General features: G+C 65.4%; 20 protein-coding genes. 12 read left to right on the forward strand and 8 right to left on the reverse strand.

All coding sequences use genetic code 11. From position 1 onward, the window contains the following. Positions 1-80 precede the first annotated feature (80 nt). Positions 81-788, forward strand: coding sequence for an MgtC/SapB family protein (locus CFB40_RS27065; protein WP_089427160.1), 708 nt, complete (start codon positions 81-83; stop codon positions 786-788). A 46-nt stretch (positions 789-834) separates the two neighbouring features. On the opposite strand, the gene CFB40_RS27070 is transcribed toward CFB40_RS27065, so the two are convergent. Next, the gene (locus CFB40_RS27070; RefSeq protein ID WP_089432910.1) at positions 835-1,554 is read right to left on the reverse strand and encodes an autoinducer binding domain-containing protein; all 720 of its coding nucleotides are present in this window, start codon (positions 1,552-1,554) and stop codon (positions 835-837) included. 72 nt (positions 1,555-1,626) lie between these two features. Here CFB40_RS27070 and CFB40_RS27075 point away from each other — a divergent pair, with 72 nt between their 5' ends. The 3 genes from CFB40_RS27075 (at position 1,627) to CFB40_RS27085 (ending at position 3,709) form a co-directional block, all read left to right on the forward strand. Then, positions 1,627-2,070, forward strand: a complete 444-nt coding sequence (locus CFB40_RS27075) for a DUF4902 domain-containing protein (RefSeq protein ID WP_089432911.1) — start codon at positions 1,627-1,629, stop codon at positions 2,068-2,070. Positions 2,071-2,284: 214 nt separating this feature from the next. Then, entirely contained in the window at positions 2,285-2,893 is a 609-nt protein-coding gene (locus tag CFB40_RS27080; RefSeq protein ID WP_027789397.1) for an acyl-homoserine-lactone synthase, read from the forward strand. A 51-nt stretch (positions 2,894-2,944) separates the two neighbouring features. Beyond that, a complete protein-coding gene (locus tag CFB40_RS27085) occupies positions 2,945-3,709 on the forward strand; it encodes a hypothetical protein (protein WP_174972310.1) in 765 nt (254 codons plus the stop codon). A gap of 173 nt (positions 3,710-3,882) precedes the next feature. Here the strand turns inward: CFB40_RS27085 and CFB40_RS27090 are convergent, their stop codons facing one another. Next, positions 3,883-4,173 carry a hypothetical protein gene (locus CFB40_RS27090; protein WP_089432912.1) on the reverse strand — a complete coding sequence of 97 codons (291 nt, stop codon included), beginning with the start codon at positions 4,171-4,173 and terminating at the stop codon, positions 3,883-3,885. 297 nt (positions 4,174-4,470) lie between these two features. Here CFB40_RS27090 and CFB40_RS27095 point away from each other — a divergent pair, with 297 nt between their 5' ends. Continuing rightward, positions 4,471-4,857, forward strand: a complete 387-nt coding sequence (locus tag CFB40_RS27095; protein ID WP_089432913.1) for a VOC family protein — start codon at positions 4,471-4,473, stop codon at positions 4,855-4,857. A 21-nt stretch (positions 4,858-4,878) separates the two neighbouring features. Here CFB40_RS27095 and CFB40_RS27100 read toward each other — a convergent pair whose 3' ends face one another. Continuing rightward, positions 4,879-5,445 carry a GNAT family N-acetyltransferase gene (locus tag CFB40_RS27100; protein ID WP_089432914.1) on the reverse strand — a complete coding sequence of 189 codons (567 nt, stop codon included), beginning with the start codon at positions 5,443-5,445 and terminating at the stop codon, positions 4,879-4,881. Between the two features lie 147 nt (positions 5,446-5,592). Then, positions 5,593-6,243 (reverse strand): GTP cyclohydrolase II, encoded by a 651-nt coding sequence (gene ribA, locus CFB40_RS27105; RefSeq protein WP_069260282.1) that lies wholly within the window; start codon positions 6,241-6,243, stop codon positions 5,593-5,595. Positions 6,244-6,420: 177 nt separating this feature from the next. Between ribA and CFB40_RS27110 the strand changes: the two genes are divergently transcribed. Beyond that, entirely contained in the window at positions 6,421-6,882 is a 462-nt protein-coding gene (locus tag CFB40_RS27110) for a CBS domain-containing protein (RefSeq protein WP_069252006.1), read from the forward strand. A gap of 153 nt (positions 6,883-7,035) precedes the next feature. On the opposite strand, the gene CFB40_RS27115 is transcribed toward CFB40_RS27110, so the two are convergent. After that, a complete protein-coding gene (locus CFB40_RS27115) occupies positions 7,036-7,365 on the reverse strand; it encodes a DUF4148 domain-containing protein (protein ID WP_089432915.1) in 330 nt (109 codons plus the stop codon). 513 nt (positions 7,366-7,878) lie between these two features. On the opposite strand from CFB40_RS27115, the gene CFB40_RS27120 reads away from it, so the two are divergent. Then, positions 7,879-8,277 carry a GreA/GreB family elongation factor gene (locus CFB40_RS27120; protein ID WP_059239999.1) on the forward strand — a complete coding sequence of 133 codons (399 nt, stop codon included), beginning with the start codon at positions 7,879-7,881 and terminating at the stop codon, positions 8,275-8,277. Positions 8,278-8,451: 174 nt separating this feature from the next. Here the strand turns inward: CFB40_RS27120 and CFB40_RS27125 are convergent, their stop codons facing one another. Continuing rightward, a complete protein-coding gene (locus tag CFB40_RS27125; protein ID WP_089427151.1) occupies positions 8,452-9,570 on the reverse strand; it encodes a porin in 1,119 nt (372 codons plus the stop codon). Between the two features lie 588 nt (positions 9,571-10,158). Here CFB40_RS27125 and CFB40_RS27130 point away from each other — a divergent pair. After that, positions 10,159-10,533, forward strand: a complete 375-nt coding sequence (locus tag CFB40_RS27130; protein WP_089432916.1) for a YXWGXW repeat-containing protein — start codon at positions 10,159-10,161, stop codon at positions 10,531-10,533. 491 nt (positions 10,534-11,024) lie between these two features. Here CFB40_RS27130 and CFB40_RS27135 read toward each other — a convergent pair whose 3' ends face one another. Beyond that, positions 11,025-11,411: a winged helix-turn-helix transcriptional regulator gene (locus CFB40_RS27135; protein ID WP_089432917.1), complete on the reverse strand. Its 387-nt coding sequence runs from the start codon at positions 11,409-11,411 to the stop codon at positions 11,025-11,027. Between the two features lie 329 nt (positions 11,412-11,740). On the opposite strand from CFB40_RS27135, the gene CFB40_RS27140 reads away from it, so the two are divergent. From CFB40_RS27140 to CFB40_RS27150, 4 genes are all read left to right on the forward strand, one after another. Beyond that, entirely contained in the window at positions 11,741-12,217 is a 477-nt protein-coding gene (locus CFB40_RS27140; RefSeq protein WP_089432918.1) for a nuclear transport factor 2 family protein, read from the forward strand. Positions 12,218-12,451: 234 nt separating this feature from the next. After that, positions 12,452-13,267 carry a helix-turn-helix transcriptional regulator gene (locus CFB40_RS27145; RefSeq protein ID WP_089432919.1) on the forward strand — a complete coding sequence of 272 codons (816 nt, stop codon included), beginning with the start codon at positions 12,452-12,454 and terminating at the stop codon, positions 13,265-13,267. Positions 13,268-13,416: 149 nt separating this feature from the next. Further along, positions 13,417-13,575 carry a hypothetical protein gene (locus CFB40_RS38805; protein WP_174972291.1) on the forward strand — a complete coding sequence of 53 codons (159 nt, stop codon included), beginning with the start codon at positions 13,417-13,419 and terminating at the stop codon, positions 13,573-13,575. A gap of 111 nt (positions 13,576-13,686) precedes the next feature. Beyond that, positions 13,687-15,312, forward strand: a complete 1,626-nt coding sequence (locus CFB40_RS27150; protein WP_089432920.1) for an amidohydrolase — start codon at positions 13,687-13,689, stop codon at positions 15,310-15,312. A gap of 23 nt (positions 15,313-15,335) precedes the next feature. Here the strand turns inward: CFB40_RS27150 and CFB40_RS27155 are convergent, their stop codons facing one another. Further along, positions 15,336-15,947 carry a cysteine hydrolase family protein gene (locus tag CFB40_RS27155; RefSeq protein WP_089432921.1) on the reverse strand — a complete coding sequence of 204 codons (612 nt, stop codon included), beginning with the start codon at positions 15,945-15,947 and terminating at the stop codon, positions 15,336-15,338. Between the last annotated feature and the right edge of the window lie 4 nt (positions 15,948-15,951).

Genomic DNA, 15,951 nt, shown 5'->3' on the forward strand with positions numbered 1-15,951 from the left:
GACGGCTATCTTCGTGCCGCCTTCGGCCTTGCGCCGCAGCGACGCGAAACGGCACGCGCTTCTTGCACGGCAGGACAACCATGACTTTCGATTTCGCACTTCGTCTTTTCACCGCGTTCGCCTGCGGCGTCGCCATCGGCCTCGAACGCCAGATGCGCCAGCGCACGGCCGGCCTGCGCACGATCACGCTCGTCGCAAGCGGCGCGTGCCTGTTCGTCACGCTCGGCGTGCTGACCGGCAACGGCGTCGCGGGCGTCACGCAGATCGCCGCCTACGTCGTGTCGGGCGTCGGCTTCCTCGGCGGCGGCGTGATCATGCGCGACAAGGGCTCGATCCAGGGCATCAACACCGCCGCGACGCTGTGGTGCTCGGCCGCCGTCGGCGTGCTGTCCGGCTCCGGTCATTACGTGCCGGCGCTCGCCGGCACCGGCGTCGTGCTGGTCACCAATACGCTGTTGCGCAGCGTCAGCCAGGCGATCAACGCGACGCCGGTATCGAACGCCGATCTCGTGCGCGAATACCAGATCACCGTGATCTGCCTGGCCTCCGACGAAGTGCACATCCGCACGCTGCTGTCGAACTCGATGTATGCGAAGCCGCTGTCGTTCCAGAGCCTCACGAGCGAGGACGTGCCCGACCAGCCGGACCGGCTGAAGGTGACTGCGACACTGAAGCTGCATCCGAAGGATCAGCAGAAGCTCGAGCAGATCGCGAGCCGGATGAGCATGGAGAAGAGCATTTCCAGCGTGAGCTGGACCGCGAAGGAAGCGGAGCCGATGATGGAATGAGCGGCCCGGCGGCAGCTGCATATTGCGCTGCCGCCTTCACGCCCTGTCAGGGCGTCTCGATCAGCCCGGCCGAGATGGCCTTGACGACCGCCTGGACCTTGTTCGTCGCGCCCAGCTTCTCGAGGATGTTGTTGACGTGGAAGTTGACCGTCCGCTCCGAGATGCTGAGGATCTGGCCGATTTCGCACGCGGTCTTGCCCTCGGCCGTCCAGCACAGCACCTCGCGCTCGCGCGCGGTCAGCGTGACGGCCGCCGCAGGCGCCAGCTTCGGCACCATGAAGCGGCTCATCAGCGAATGCGACAGGTTCGCGAGCCAGTTGGTCTGCAACGTCAGCATGTTGATCTCGGCCGGCGTCAGCCGGTCGGCATGGCGGGCGATGCTCAGCAGGCCGAACGCACCGCGGGGAGCCCAGCTCGACTGCGCGACACCCACCGACAACCCGAAATCACGTGCGTCCTGCCACAGCGGACATGGTTCGATCCGGTCGACATCCGGCCAGACGATCATGTTGGTGCTGAGCGCGCCGTCGCGAACCGTCGAGTCGATCTCGATGTAGTTCTGCGCCTGGTAGTGCGCCATCCAGCCGTCCGGATAGGTATCGAAGATCGCGACCGCGGGCTTCGAAACGGGCAGCGGGACGCGAATGCCGTAACAGCAGTATTCGAACCCCAGCCGCTTGGAATAGGCGGCGATCCGCTGGAAGAGCTGCTGCTCGTCTTCCGCGGCGCTGAATTGTTGATAGGCATCCTGCCAGCGCAGTTCCATTCATTCTCCGACAACGTCACGCTGTCATACTTGTCAGGTTCCAGACCCGTTCGAGGCTGATACATTCCGCGCATGACTTCACCTTTGCTGCACTCGGTCCCCGGCCCGTCCCCGGACGGCTACGTACGCCTGTCAGAAAGCGCACTGGCCGTGCTTGCGCTCGACCATGTCGCAAGCGGCCTCGACGCATCGCTGCTCGAGGAATTGCGCGACAGCGCCATCGACGCGCGCCTCGCCGGCTACACCGAATGGCACCGCCCGGCCAGCGCCGGTGTCGCATACGTAACGATCGGCTGGGACTGGTACCTCGAACGCGCGACGGGCGCGTTCGTGATCGCGGGCGGCGACGTCCGCAGCAACGTGATGGTCACCGACGCCACGGGCGCCGACATCGGCATGGTCCGCACGGCCGCCGCGCTCGCCGCACGGCTCGCGTGCATCGACTGGCCCGCCGCGGTCGCGTCGGCCCTGCTCGGGCACAACGACGCCTATCATGCCGGTCCGACGCTCCAGTGACAACTGGCTGCGCCTCTATTCCTCTGACAATTTCCGCCATGCTGGCGCTCTTTATAAGCAAAAGCGCCACGGTTTTCAATCCCGTTGATCAAGAAACCGTTACCACGTCCTAAACAGCGTCTTTCCGACGCGATCCTGTAAGAGTTACCAGTTACAGCCCCCTCGTGCTGCGCGATGTAATGCATGCATACAAAAGCACAGATCCGAGGACACCATGCGGACCTTCGTTCACGAGGAAGGGCGGTTGCCACACGAACTTGCGGCGGATCTCGGGCGCTACCGGCGCCGTGTGTTCGTCGAGCAGCTCGGCTGGGCACTCCCGTCGGCGAACGAAAGCTTCGAGCGCGACCAGTTCGATCGCGACGATACCGTGTACGTGTTCGCGCGGAACGCCGGCGGCGACATGTGCGGATGTGCGCGCCTGCTGCCGACGACGCGCCCGTATCTGCTGAAGTCGCTGTTCGCCGACCTGATCGCCGAAGACATGCCGCTGCCGCAATCGGCCGCCGTCTGGGAGTTGTCCCGGTTTGCGGCAACCGACGACGAAGGCGGGCCGGGCAATGCCGAATGGGCCGTGCGCCCGATGCTCGCAGCCGTCGTCGAATGCGCGGCGCAGCTTGGCGCGCGGCAGTTGATCGGCGTGACGTTCGCGAGCATGGAACGGCTGTTCCGCCGGATCGGCATACACGCGCACCGCGCAGGCCCGCCGAAGCAGGTTGACGGACGTCTGGTGGTCGCGTGTTGGATCGACATCGATCCGCAAACGTTTGCCGCACTAGGAATCGAGCCGGGGCAAGCCGCCCGGCAAGCCATCGCCGCCTGAACCGGAACGCGCGTTTCTGTCCGGGCGGTATCGTAACGAAGGAGAATCAACGTGGACCAGTCTCAGGTCTTTCGCGCGATGATGCCCGGGTTGACGAGCGCCAACGGCGCCCGCATCGCGGTCGCCTACCCGTCGTTTCCCCGGCCGCTGCCGCTCGTGCGGCTCGACCGCCGCGGGCTCGTGTTCCGTGCTGCCGGCGCCGCGCCGCTCGTCTGCGGGTTGCCGCGCGCGGCGACGCTGCTGGTCGCGGACGAGCCGCTCTGCTCGCTGCGCCTCGTGATCCGCGACATCGCGCCGGCCGGCGAAGGCCGGCATGACCTGACGATGCAGCCATCCGGCGCCGCCGGCGACGAATTGCTGTGGCACGCGTTGCGTGATCGCGAGCCCTACCGCCAGATTCAGCAGCCGCTTGCGCCCGTCGACGCGTCCATCGCCACTGACGGCGACCCGCACGCGTCGGCCGGCGAAGCCGCGCCGCGCCCGTCGCGCAGCGCGGCCTTCCGGCTGCCGTGCCACAGCGACGCGCTGTTCTTTGCCGACTGGCTCGAATATCACTTCGACGAACTCCGTGCGCTGTCGCAACAGCATGGGCCGCAACTGCAGCTCAACCAGCTCGAGCGGCAGGTGGCCGACGACGAGGTCGGCGTGCGCTTCGTCTACGACATCGATGGCCATGCGACGCGGCATGCGCTGACCGACTGCGCGCGCGAGGCCTGCGCATGGATTGAGACGGAGATGCGCGACAAGTACGCGTTACCGGTCGCGCAGGAGCGTTTCAGCGCGTTTGCGGCGCACGCCCGGGCAGGCGGCATGTAAGTGCGGTGCAACAAGAAGTTGTATCGATACAACTAGGGCTTGCCATGCCTCGGGTTTTCCCTTAAATTTACGTCTGTCTCCTCCATGTCTCCAAACATGGATTCAGCCCGCTCAATGTAGCGGGCTTTTTCTTGCCTGCGCGAATTACGGGGACAGATCTCCTTCCGCCCCACCTAACCTGCCGGGCGCACACCAGACGGCCACGGCCAGTAGTGGTGCACCGCAAATATCAGCGCCACCACCCCGATCACGACCAGCAGCAGGTAGAACCAGCCCCTTTTGGTCGTTGGCAGATCCACCAGCGCACTCACGTCGCCCGTCAGGGCCGCCAGCGCGACCATGCCGAGTCCGACCAGCACCATCGTTCCCTTGGCCACCCATCCAAAGGCAACCTCCAACGCGCCCGCCCATCGCGACTGGCGATAAGGGCCGGTAACCGGCCGACGGAGATCGGGCTTACTCATTTACGCGCACTCGCCCGGGATCGGCACGTCGGCTCATCGATCGACAGACTGACCCGAAAACAGGACGTCGAAGGTTGTCCTGACAAGCACCGGCTGCAAAGGGGTGCGCGCATTTGATCGGAAGCGTCATGTTTTTTCTTTCACGAGACGAGGTTCGGCGGTTCGATTCGTTTGGCCGCAAGGAGCTCATATCGTTCGATACGATGGGCCTGCGCCGAAGCGCGCTCCGTTCGTCACACGCAATCCGGATGGGCCGGCTTATCATTGACCGGCCCGCCACTCGCCCCCGAGGCCATCTTGCACGCCCATCTGCGCATTGCCCGCCCGGTCAGCAACCTCGCCCGCACCGAGCGCATGTATCGCGACGCCCTCGAGTTGTCCGTTCTCGCGCGCTTTGAAGATCACGACGGGTTTTCCGGCGTGATGCTCGGGCGCGACTGCCTCGACTATCACTTCGAATTCACGCATTGCCCCGACCATCCGATCGCGCCGTCACCGACGCCCGAAGACCTGATCGTGTTCTACCTGCCCGATCGGCCGGAATGGGAGGCGGCATGCGCGCGCGCGACGGAACATGGCTTCATGCCGGTGACGTCGTTCAATCCGTACTGGGAAATATCCGGCCAGACCTTCGAGGATGCCGACGGCTACCGGATCGTGCTGCAGAACGGCACATGGCGCTGACAGGCGAACACGCGTGAACCGTTACGCGCCGGCCAGGCCGGCGGCGCGAGCGGCATACACGACGTGCCGACGCAGCGCGTGCCCGTCCGGCAACGCAGGATGGTCGAAATCACGCGCGGGCCGATGCTGCATGCCGAGCCGCTGCATCACGTGCCGTGATCGCAGGTTGGTGTTGGCCGTCCACGCGAAGATCTCGCCGAGCCCGATCCGGTCGAACCCGTCGGCCAATGCGGCGGCGGCCGCTTCGACAACGTAGCCATGCCCCCAGGCGTGACGCGCCTGCCGCCACATGATCTCGACGCACGGCGCCATCGGATGCGTTGCACGCGCTTCGTGCGACAGGCCGCACACCCCGATCAGCATCGCGTCGGCACGGCGCTCGATGGCCCACGGGCCGAAACCGTATGCCTCGAAATGCGCGTCGAATCGCGCGATGACGTCGCTCGCCTCGTCAACGGACATCGGGCCGCGCGCGAGCCATGCGGTCACGTCTGGATCCTCATGCATCGCCGACAGCGCGCCCGCATCCGTCGGCCGCCAGCGACGCAGCGTCAAGCGCTCGGTTTCGATCTTCGACGGTGTTGACATGGGAGATGGATCGTTCAGGTGGCATAACGCGAGCGCCGTCACAAACCTGAAAGCGGAACGGATGGAGGGAAATGAAAATCGTCGCCTTTGCCGGCGACGATCCAGGGAACAGATGACGAGAAACGGGCGCCGGTGCGCCCGCGGCGGTTACTCGTTTTCTTCGAAGTAGTGCCCAAACTTCGTCTGCTTCGTACGGATATAACGCTCGTTTTCCTCGCGCACGGGCACCGCAAGCGCCACGCGTTCGCAAACCGGAATACCGTGCTTCGCGAGCGTATCGAACTTCGCCGGGTTGTTGCTCATGAGCCGCACCGACGTCACGCCGAGGATCCGGAGAATCGCGGCGGCCGAGTCGTATTCGCGGGCGTCGTCAGGCAGGCCGAGGTCGAGGTTCGCCTCGACGGTGTCGCGCCCCTGCTCCTGCAGCGCGTAAGCGCGGATCTTGTTGCTCAGGCCGATCCCGCGCCCTTCGTGGCCGCGCAGATACAGCAGCACGCCGCGGTCTTCCGCCGCGATGTAACGCAATGCGAGATCGAGCTGCTCGCCGCAGTCGCAGCGGTACGAGCCGAATACATCGCCGGTCAGGCACTCGGAATGAAGGCGCGTCAGTACGGACTGCTCGCCGGCGACGTCGCCCATCACGAGCGCGAGATGTTCGGCATCGCTGCCCGATACGCGGAAAGCGTACGACGTGAACGTACCGTAACGCGTGGGCAGCGACGCGGTAGCGACGAGCGTCACGCACTCGTCGGCCTGGCCATTGCCCGGCGTGGGCGATTGGGGACGCGAAGACATCATGAATTCAATCGAAACGTTCAGGAATGTAGGAGTTGTGTGGATAGTGCGTGACCGGAGTTTACCGCTAATCTGGAATCGTCACGCGACTGCCGCCACCTGCGCGGCTATACTGGGCTCATCGGGTGACAAGCATCACACCCTGCCTGCCCAGCATCGACCTGCACACGGAGAAAGCGAATGAGTACGACTGTCGCGCAACTTCTCAAGGCCAAGCCGGATTCGGGCCGCACCATCTACACCGTCACGAAGAGCGACCTCGTCTACGACGCCATCAAGCTGATGGCCGAAAAAGGCATCGGCGCGCTACTGGTCGTGGACGGCGACGACATCGCGGGCATCGTCACCGAGCGCGACTACGCGCGCAAGGTGGTCCTGCAGGATCGCTCGTCGAAAGCCACCCGCGTCGAGGAAATCATGACGGCGAAGGTGCGCTACGTCGAACCGTCGCAATCCACCGACGAGTGCATGGCGCTGATGACCGAGCACCGGATGCGCCACCTGCCCGTCCTCGACGGCGGCAAGCTGGTCGGCCTCATCTCGATCGGCGACCTCGTCAAGAGCGTGATTGCCGATCAGCAGTTCACGATCAGCCAGCTCGAACACTATATCCACGGCACGCCCGCGGTCACGTCCGCCTGACCCGCCCAGCAAAAAAGGCCCAAACGCGCGAGCGTCTGGGCGGAAAGCCGCCGGAATGCGGCGACGGAGGTTCTGCTCCTGCGGGCGAATGACGCGCACAACGGGTGCGCGTCTCGTCGATTAAGCGGTGCGCTCGGGCAGACCCGGGGACGTTCAGTTGCCGAAATAGACCGAGTTCACGGGATTCGGTGCTTCGCGCGTCATGCGACGGCCGGCTTGGGCCGCACCCGTCGCCACGGCACCGTAGCCGCTCGTATCGGCTTGCGCGAGCATCGGCTGGTTCGGTTGAATGCGTTGTTCCGCGGCCTGGATGTTGTCCGGATACTGCGAATCGCTCGCCAGCGGCTTGTAGCCGTTCTGTTCGAGTTGCACAAGCTCGGCCTTGACCTGGTCGCGCGTCAGCCCCTGCTCGGACTGTGCAAACGATGCGATCGGGGCGGCAAGGACGGATGCGGCGATAGCTGCGTAGATGACCGACTTCATGATTTACCTCCGGTATATGTTCTCTTTTGGCGTCGCCTCGGCAGGGACTGTCTGAAGCGATTGAATGCAGTGTAGTTCTCGCCAACCCAAGGGGAAACCCTTAGTTTGAACATACAGCGTTGCGATTTTGACAAAAATCGCGGGCACATCACGGACGATATCGCAGCAACTTGCTTCACTCACACAACAATCGCTGACAAAATGCCGACAGCCGAATCACATATCCCGAAGGTTGTGTTGTAGAATCGTAAGGTTATATTCGTCAGTCGATCTTCCATCCACCATGTACGCGCTCACGCCCCTTTCGGTTTCGCCGTCCGGCCCGGCCGGCGTGCGCGCGCGCGCCGGTTATCCGGCGCATCCCCTCGCTCGACGCACGGCCCAGGCGCCGCTCGCCCCTGCCCGGCGCCTGATCTGACGGCTCGGTCTCCTCCCGGAGCCAGGTCAGACAGGCTCCGGGCGATCCCCATAGGCACGCCACGCCTGCCCTTGCCGATCATTTGGAGAACTGCCATGAAACAACGCCTTTACCAGTTGACCGAACTCGACGTTGCTCGCCTCGAGAAGCACGCCGAACACAACCCGCGCTTTCAGACGATGCTCGATACGCTTCTTGAGCGCGCCGACATCGTCCAGCCCGACGCCATCAAGGCGAACGTCGTCACGATGAACTCGCAGATCACGCTGCTCGACGAGGCGACCCAGGAACAGGCCACCTGGACGATTGTTTATCCGGACGCCGCCAATCTCGAGCTCGGCCGCCTGAACGTCTTCTCACCCGTCGGCATGGCATTGCTGGGCACCCAGCGCGGCCAGATGGTCAAGGTGACGCAGCCGAGCGGCGCCGAAAAGCAGATGAAGGTCGCCGCGATCGTGTTCCAGCCGGAAGCCAACGGCGAATACACGCGCTGAGCCGCTGCCGCAGGTACCGCGCCGCAGCGGCACACAGCGAAAAAGCGAGGCACTGGCCTCGCTTTTTTGCATCCGGACGACGCGAATCGCCGACATCACATTCCGCAGACGAAAAAAAAGGCGCCCGAAGGCGCCTTTTTCGATGCTGCGTAGCGGGTTACCCCGCCGTCACGCTTAGAAGCGGTGACGCAGACCAACCGTTGCTGCGGTTTGGTTGATCGACGAGCTCGGCAGGTTGTCGCTGAAGTTGCTGCCGTTGTAGATCGACGCGCCGATGCCGTTCTTCGCTGCACGCTGGTACACAGCTTGTGCGTAGACGTCCGTGCGCTTCGACAGAGCGTAGTCAGCTTGCAGGCCGAACTGGTTCCAGTGCGTGCTGCCGTTGTTGATCTTCGCGTTCGTGTACGTGTAAGCAGCGCCCAGGCCGAGAGCCGGCGTCAGGTTGTACTTTGCGTTGACTTCGTAGTTGTCGGTGCGCAGCGTGCCCAGACCGACTGCGTTGTTGTCGAGGCGAGCTTGCGTCCATGCAGCGCCGACTTGTGCCGGGCCGAATGCGTAGCCAGCAGCAGCACCGTACGTGCGGACGCGGCCTTGGCTAGCGATGCCACCGATTGCCGACGACGTTGCGCCGTTTGCGTTCGTACCGTCACCCAGGTTCGCTTGCGAGTATGCACCCGCCAGCTTCAGGCCTTGGAACTGGTATGCAACGCCTGCGCTGTACGCACGGTTGTTACCGAAGTTCGTGTTGTTCGAGAACGAGTACGTGCCGCCGAATTGCAGGCCAGCGTAGTTCGCGCTCGTGAACTTGATCGTGTTGTTCTGAGCGACATCACCGTTCGTGCTCAGACGGTCGAGGTTCAGCGGGTGCGCGAAGTACGTGCCGCCCCACGAGCCCGTTGCCGTCAGCGGCGCCAGGTAGTCTTGCGTTGCGTCATACTGCTTACCCAGCGTGACCGTGCCGTACTGGCTCGACAGGCCGACGAAAGCTTGGCGGTTGAACATGCCGTTGCTGTTCGCGAACTTGCCGTTACCGATGTTGAAGCCGCTTTCCAACGTGAAGATTGCCTTCAGGCCGCCACCCAGGTCTTCCGAGCCACGCAGGCCGAAACGGCTCTGGTCAATGCCCGAACCCATCGCCCAACGCGACTTGCCAGCTTGGCCGAGTGCCGGCTGGACGTTGCTCGTGTAGGTGATGCCTGCGTCCAGCACGCCGTACAGCGTGACGCTGCTTTGTGCGTGAGCGACGGTAGCAAACGATGCTGCAGCTGCTGCAACGATCAGAGTCTTGTTCATTCGTGGAGCTCCCTTCTAAAAAGAGGCAGGTCTCGCGACCTTGTTCATAAACGGTCTGCAACCGCCCGGGAGCGCCATCGATCCTGCTGGCCGCGCCCGGATAGTTGCCCGTTTGGGAACCGTGAGTTTAGGGGTGTACCCTAGGGGAGCGATCCGCAAATAAAGAAATAAGCTTTTCCAGAACTAGAAATAATGAAAGTGGGGACGAGTTATAAGTATTTGTTTTGACGTTTGTTTTTGACTTCTTGACGGGGGCTTTTTGGAGCCTTTCATCGCACCATTCTTACATGTCATCGTCTTGACGGTTGCATAGAAACAACAAACGGATTCGGCGCGACACCCCGGAATCGGCAAATTTTACCCAACTTGATCTCGAATTTCTGGGCTCGGACACCTAAAACGCATCCGTCGGCCAGTAAACAGGGCTCGACAGTCGTTCAGCGGGTCACCCCCCCGGCAGCCATCCATATAGAAAGGCCAGCACCCACCTGCCGTGACACACGGTAACAGCGTTAACCGCTCGCGTAACCCGGCCGGCCGACTGGCAGGCTAATGTAAGGCAGCCTCGAATACAGAACAGGACACGCCATGAGTCGACGCTCGTTGTTACGCGCCATCGGATTGACCGCCGCCTTCGTCGGCACCGGCGGCTGGCTCCGCGCCGCCTCGGCCCAGCCCGCGCCGCCCGTGTACCGGCCGTCCGGCCCGAATCGCGTGCCCGGCGGCCCGCCCTATCCGGACCGCCCGGGCTTCGCACCGCCGGCCGCCCGGCACGACCGCCGTCCGCCGCCGCCACGGCCGCATGGCTATATATGGACCGACGGCTACTGGCGCTGGCAGCGTGGCCGCTATATATGGGTGCCGGGGCGCTGGGTCGCACGGCGCCCCGGGCGTCGGTGGGTGCCCGGCTACTGGCGACGCCAGGGACAGGTGTGGATCTACGTCGACGGTACGTGGCGATAGGCAGCCACCGGGCGCCTGACCAGTAGCAGGCTCGGGGCGGGCGGCGCGAGCGAACCCGTGCCGCTCCGCCCCGACATCAACATCATGATGCCCGGCAGGCGCCCCAACGAATCCTGCCCCCGGCCCGATGCCGGCGCGCTAACCGGGGGAATGCTTCCGGTCACGCAACCTCGCCCATCGACGTGCTCGCCGGTCTACGGCGCACCATCCCGCCTCGACCGGGCCCTGCCGCACCCTTCGTACGCGATGCGGGGAAAGGCCACCGTCTCGATCGCCCCGGACCTGCCCTTGTAAGCGGAGCACCGCCAGCGCATTGCCGCATTCGGGCCGAATGGAACACACCGCTGCATCAGCGCCCTCGCTCAACTCGACGAAATCATTCGGATAACGAACTCATGCAATGGCGATGCACCGGCAACCACGCTACGCCTCGTCGCATCGCACCCGAACGCAGCACAACGCCCAGCGACAAGGCGGCGCAAGCGCCCCGCTCAGCGCCCGCCGCCTTCCATTTCCCGCGCACGACGTCGCGCAACGCAGATCGCGCGATGATGTTCGTCGGCCCACCGGATCATCGCCTGCATCGGCGTCAGGAACGAACGCCCGAGGTCGGTCAGCGCATATTCGACACGCGGCGGCACTTCTGCGTACAGCGCGCGACTGACGAAGCCGTCCTGCTCGAGCCGCTTGAGCGTGCGCGACAGCATCTGGTTCGACACATCGCCGATCGTCCGGCCGAGTTCGTTGAAACGCATCGTCCCGCCGGACAACGCTTCGAGCACGAGCAGGCTCCACTGGTCGCCGATGCGGTCGAGCACATCGCGAATGGGGCATGGCTGATCGAGTTCGACGGATTCGTCGGCGGGCGAAAACGGCATGACTGGATTCTCTTTAACGGACAACGCATGGTCAGCGCGGTGTGACCTGTTCACACCGCGCTGACTTCTTGTGACGGGTTCGCGGCAACTGTACCATTCGATCGGCCCGACAGCCGCGCGGATTCGCCAGTTCAACGAAGCATGACGACGGCGCGCGGCCGTTACCGGCCCGTGTCGTCACGATACGGGCCGGTCGGAAAACCCCTCGCGGCGCCAAGGCGCGTGTATCCGCAACCCTGCACCGCCGCCCGCCGATCGCCGCGGCAGGCTCGACCCGCCGTCGCCCATCGCGCACCCACCCACGCTTCGTCAGACAAGGAACCCGCTACATGTCATCGCTCCGCTCCCCCGTTCGCGCCGTTGCCGCGCTCGTCCTGCTGGCCGCATCGACGGCCGCGCTGGCCGCCGGCCCGGCCACGCGCGACCTGGCCGCCGAGGAAACCAACCGCCAGCTCGTGCTGACGTTCTACGACCGCTTCTTCAACAAGCACGAAGCCGTCGAGGCCGCCGCCGTCGTCGCGGACGACTACAAGCAGCACAACCCGCACGTGCCGAACGGCAAGAAGCCGTTCGTGTCGTACTTCGTCGGCGCGTTCCAGAAGAACCCGGCATCGCGCGCGCGCATCGTGCGCAGCGCAACCGACGGCGACCTCGTCTACCTGCACGTGCATGCGACCGAGCGTCCGGGCGACCGCGGCGAAGCGGTCGTCGACATCTTCCGCGTGAAAGACGGCAAGATCGTCGAACACTGGGACGTGATCCAGTCGGTACCGGAAAAGTCCGCGAACGCGAACACGATGTTCTGACGCGCGGGGCCGGCACGTGGTGCGCCACGATGCGCACCACCCGTCCAAGGGAGATCGGCCGCCCGCCGGGCAAGCGAGAATGCCCCGCGGCGGCGAACTCCCCTACAATCGAGCTTCGCCGCCGCGCCGGCCCCCGTTCCGCATGACCGCACCGCCAGCCGCCGCGCCGCCGGCGCGCCGTCGCAAGCGAAGCACGGCCGGCCCGGGCGGCCGTTCGCGAAGACGGTGTCAACGATGAGCCCCGCCCATATTTCCCTCAGCAATGCCGGCGACCTGGTCGCCAGCCTCGGCAGTCCGCAGTTTCCCGCCCGGCTCTGGGCGTGGCTGCGCGAAACCGTCGACCCGCAGTCCCACTACAGCGTCGCGACGCGCTACCGCCGCGATACGCCGTCGCAGTCGGTCGACAGTGTCGACGTGCTGTTCTTCGCGGGCGGCGACGATCCCGACGGCACTCGCCACGCGCTCGATCTGTATACCCAGGGCGACTGGCGCACCGACACGCTGCTCCCGCATATCGAGCGCGCCACCGATTCGCAGCTCGTGTTCTCGTGCAACGAGGACATCGATACGGCAACCGAATACGGCCGCCATTTCGCGCTCGGCGAACTCGGCGAAGACTGCACGCTGCTCGGCAGCGAGCGCGACTATGTCTATGCGTTCTCGTTGTTCCGCCGGCGCGGCCAGCCGTCCTATACGCTGGCCGAACTGGCGCTGCTGCGGCAGCTCGGCGATTTCGTGCTGCCGCTCCTGATCCAGCATGCACGGCTCGCCCGCCTGACGCCGCGTTCGGACGACGGCGCGTTGCTGCAGCGGTTCGAACAGCGCCTGGCGGCCAGCGGCGCGGCGCTGTCGCAGCGCGAACGGCTCGTATGCCGCGCGGTGTTGCAAGGCCAGCCTGTCCCGCAGATCGCCGACACCCTCGCACTCAAGCCCAGCAGCGTGCGCACCTATCTCGGGCGCGCGCTCGCGAAGCTCGGCGTGGCGAACCGGGCCGGGCTGTTCGCGTGGTGCGTGACCGAGGAAGAACCACCGGGGGACCGCGGTCAATAGCTGACACCTCCGCATCGCTGCACGCCCACTCGCCCCCGCCTTCTTTGTCGCGTCTTGTCCTCAAAACGATGACAGACAGCCGGCCGCCCCGCTCCTAGTATCTGACTCACCCGACGACCGGAACGCGTCGGATATCACGGAGACACGGCATGCCGAATACCGGATGGACGCCGGCCCGCACGGCCGCGCGCGCGTCGCCCATCGATTCGCCGATCCAGACCTGGCGGCGCGATCGGCGTGACGCTCCGGCGGCGGCCGGCCTTCACCACGGCGCATCGCCGCGCCTGCCACGCAACACCGGCACCTAGCCGCCCCGCATCTCATTCCAACCCGACCGGGTTCACGCGACCGGGCGAGCCACACGGCCCGCCCGCAGGACACGTGCGCCCGTCGAACCTTCCCTCATCCGGAGGAGACACATGCAACACGCCGATACCGTCTATCTGAACGGCCTGCTTTACACGGGCGATGCGCAGCGCCGCTTCGCTCAGGCGTTGGCCACCCAGGGCGGCAAGATCATCGCCGTCGGCCGCGACGACGACATCCGCCCGCTGGCCGGCCCCGCGACGCGCATCGTCGACCTGGCCGGCAGGCTGATGCTGCCGGGCCTCATCGACGGCCACGTGCACCCGCTCGAAGGCCACCAGATCCTCGGTGACTTCGACCTGTCCGGCATCAACGATCCCGACACGATCCTGCAGCGCATTCGCGCATGCGCCGATGCGACGCCGAACGAACCGTGGGTCTATCTCGGCGGCGCCAACCTGGCCGCATTCGGCGCGTATCCGACCCGCGAGCTGCTCGACCGGATCGTGCCCGACCGGCCACTGCTCGTGGTCGGCTTCGACGTGCACAGCGGCTGCCTCAACACGAAAGGGCTAGAAGCGGCCGGCATCCACGCTGACATGCCCGACCCGGCCGGCGGCGTGTACGAGCGCGATGCGTCCGGCGCGCCGAATGGCGTCGTGCACGAAGCGGCGTTCTACCGCGTGTGCCCGATCATTCCGCAACTGAGCCCGGCCGGCTACCCGAAGTCGCTCGCGAAAGCGCACGCGATGGCGCACGGTTACGGTCTCACCGGCTGGTTCGACGCGCGCGTCGAGGAGGCCGAACTCAAGGCTTACGCCGACGCGCAGCGCGCGGGCACGCTGAAGGTGTACATGAGCGCAGGCCTCTATGCGAACCCGCGCCGCGATCCGCGCGAGCAGATCGAGCGCTTCGCCAGATGGCGTCGCGAATACGAATGCGACAACCTGCGCCTGCATACGGTGAAGATCTTCGTCGACGGCGTGCCCGAATCGAAAACCGCCGCGCTGCTCGAGCCGTACGCCGGCACCGACGACTGCGGCCTCGCGCTGTGGAGCCAGGACGCGCTGAACGAGATCTGCCTGCTCGCGGATACGGCCGGCTTCGACTTGCACTTCCACACGCTCGCCGACCGCGCGGTGCGCATGACGCTCGACGCGCTCGAATACGTCCAGATCCGCAACGGCATGCGCGACCGGCGCGCGCAGCTCGCGCACCTGCAGCTCGTCGATCCGGCCGACATGAGCCGCTTCAACCGGCTCGGCGCGATCGCCAGCGTGCAGACGCTGTGGACGGCCGCGCGCGAGGAACAGCAGCAGCTCTATCGCGACCTGCTCGGCGCGGAACGCACCGCGCGCAATTATCCGTTCCGCAGCCTGCGCAATGCGGGTGCGATGCTCGCGGCCGGCTCCGACTGGTCGGTCAGCACGATGGACCCGATGCAGATCATCCAGACGGGCGTCACGCACCTGCTGATCGACCAGTCCGACAGCCCGCCGTGGAATCCGCACGAACGCCTCGACCTGCTCACGATGCTCGAGGCCTATACGGTGAACACCGCGTATGCGCTGCGCTTCGACGACTGTACAGGTTCGCTCGAAGCGGGCAAGGACGCGAGCTTCGCGATCCTCGACCGCAATCCGTTCGCACACCCGGTCGAGACGTTCGCGCAAACCCGTGTGATCGAGACGTGCTTCCGCGGCGAAGTCGTATACGCCGCGCCGGGCTGGGCGGGCTGAAGCACGCATCCGGCGGCGTGCCGTCAGGCGACGGCCAGCGCCAGCACCTGCTCGGTCGTCAGCACGTCGCCGAACGTGTCCGACAGTGCGGCCAGCGTCGCGCGGTGGAGGTCGCGGTGCGATACCGTGCCGCCATCCGCGAGATCGAGGTCGCGCGTCGCGCATGCGTCGTCGACGACGATCACCGCGTAGCCGAGCGGCACCGCATCGCGTGCCGCGCCGGCGACGCATGCATGCGTCATCAGGCCCGTGACGATCAGCGTGTCGACACCGGCCGCCTTCAGGCGCGCATCGATGTCCGTCGTCGGGAACACGCTCACCGACGTCTTCTTCACGACCGTGTGATGCGGCGCCGGCTGCAGGTCCGCGTGAAAGCGGAAGCCGTCGCTGCCGTCGGCGAAGATCGGGCCGTCGGCCGCATCGACGTGCTGGACGTGAAACACCGGCATGCCCTCGCGGTAGGCGAACGCGATCACGCGCTGCGCGTTGCCCAGCGCGCGCGGCCCCTCCGGAATCGGCAGGCGGCCGCTGAAGTATTCATTCTGGAAATCGATCACCAGCAGCGCGGTGCGGGCGGCGGCGATCGATGTCGGCGCGCTCGCACCCGCCAGGGTACGGATGGTCGGATGTTGCATGGAT

The organism is Burkholderia sp. AU31652 (assembly GCF_002223155.1).
Lineage (GTDB): Bacteria > Pseudomonadota > Gammaproteobacteria > Burkholderiales > Burkholderiaceae > Burkholderia.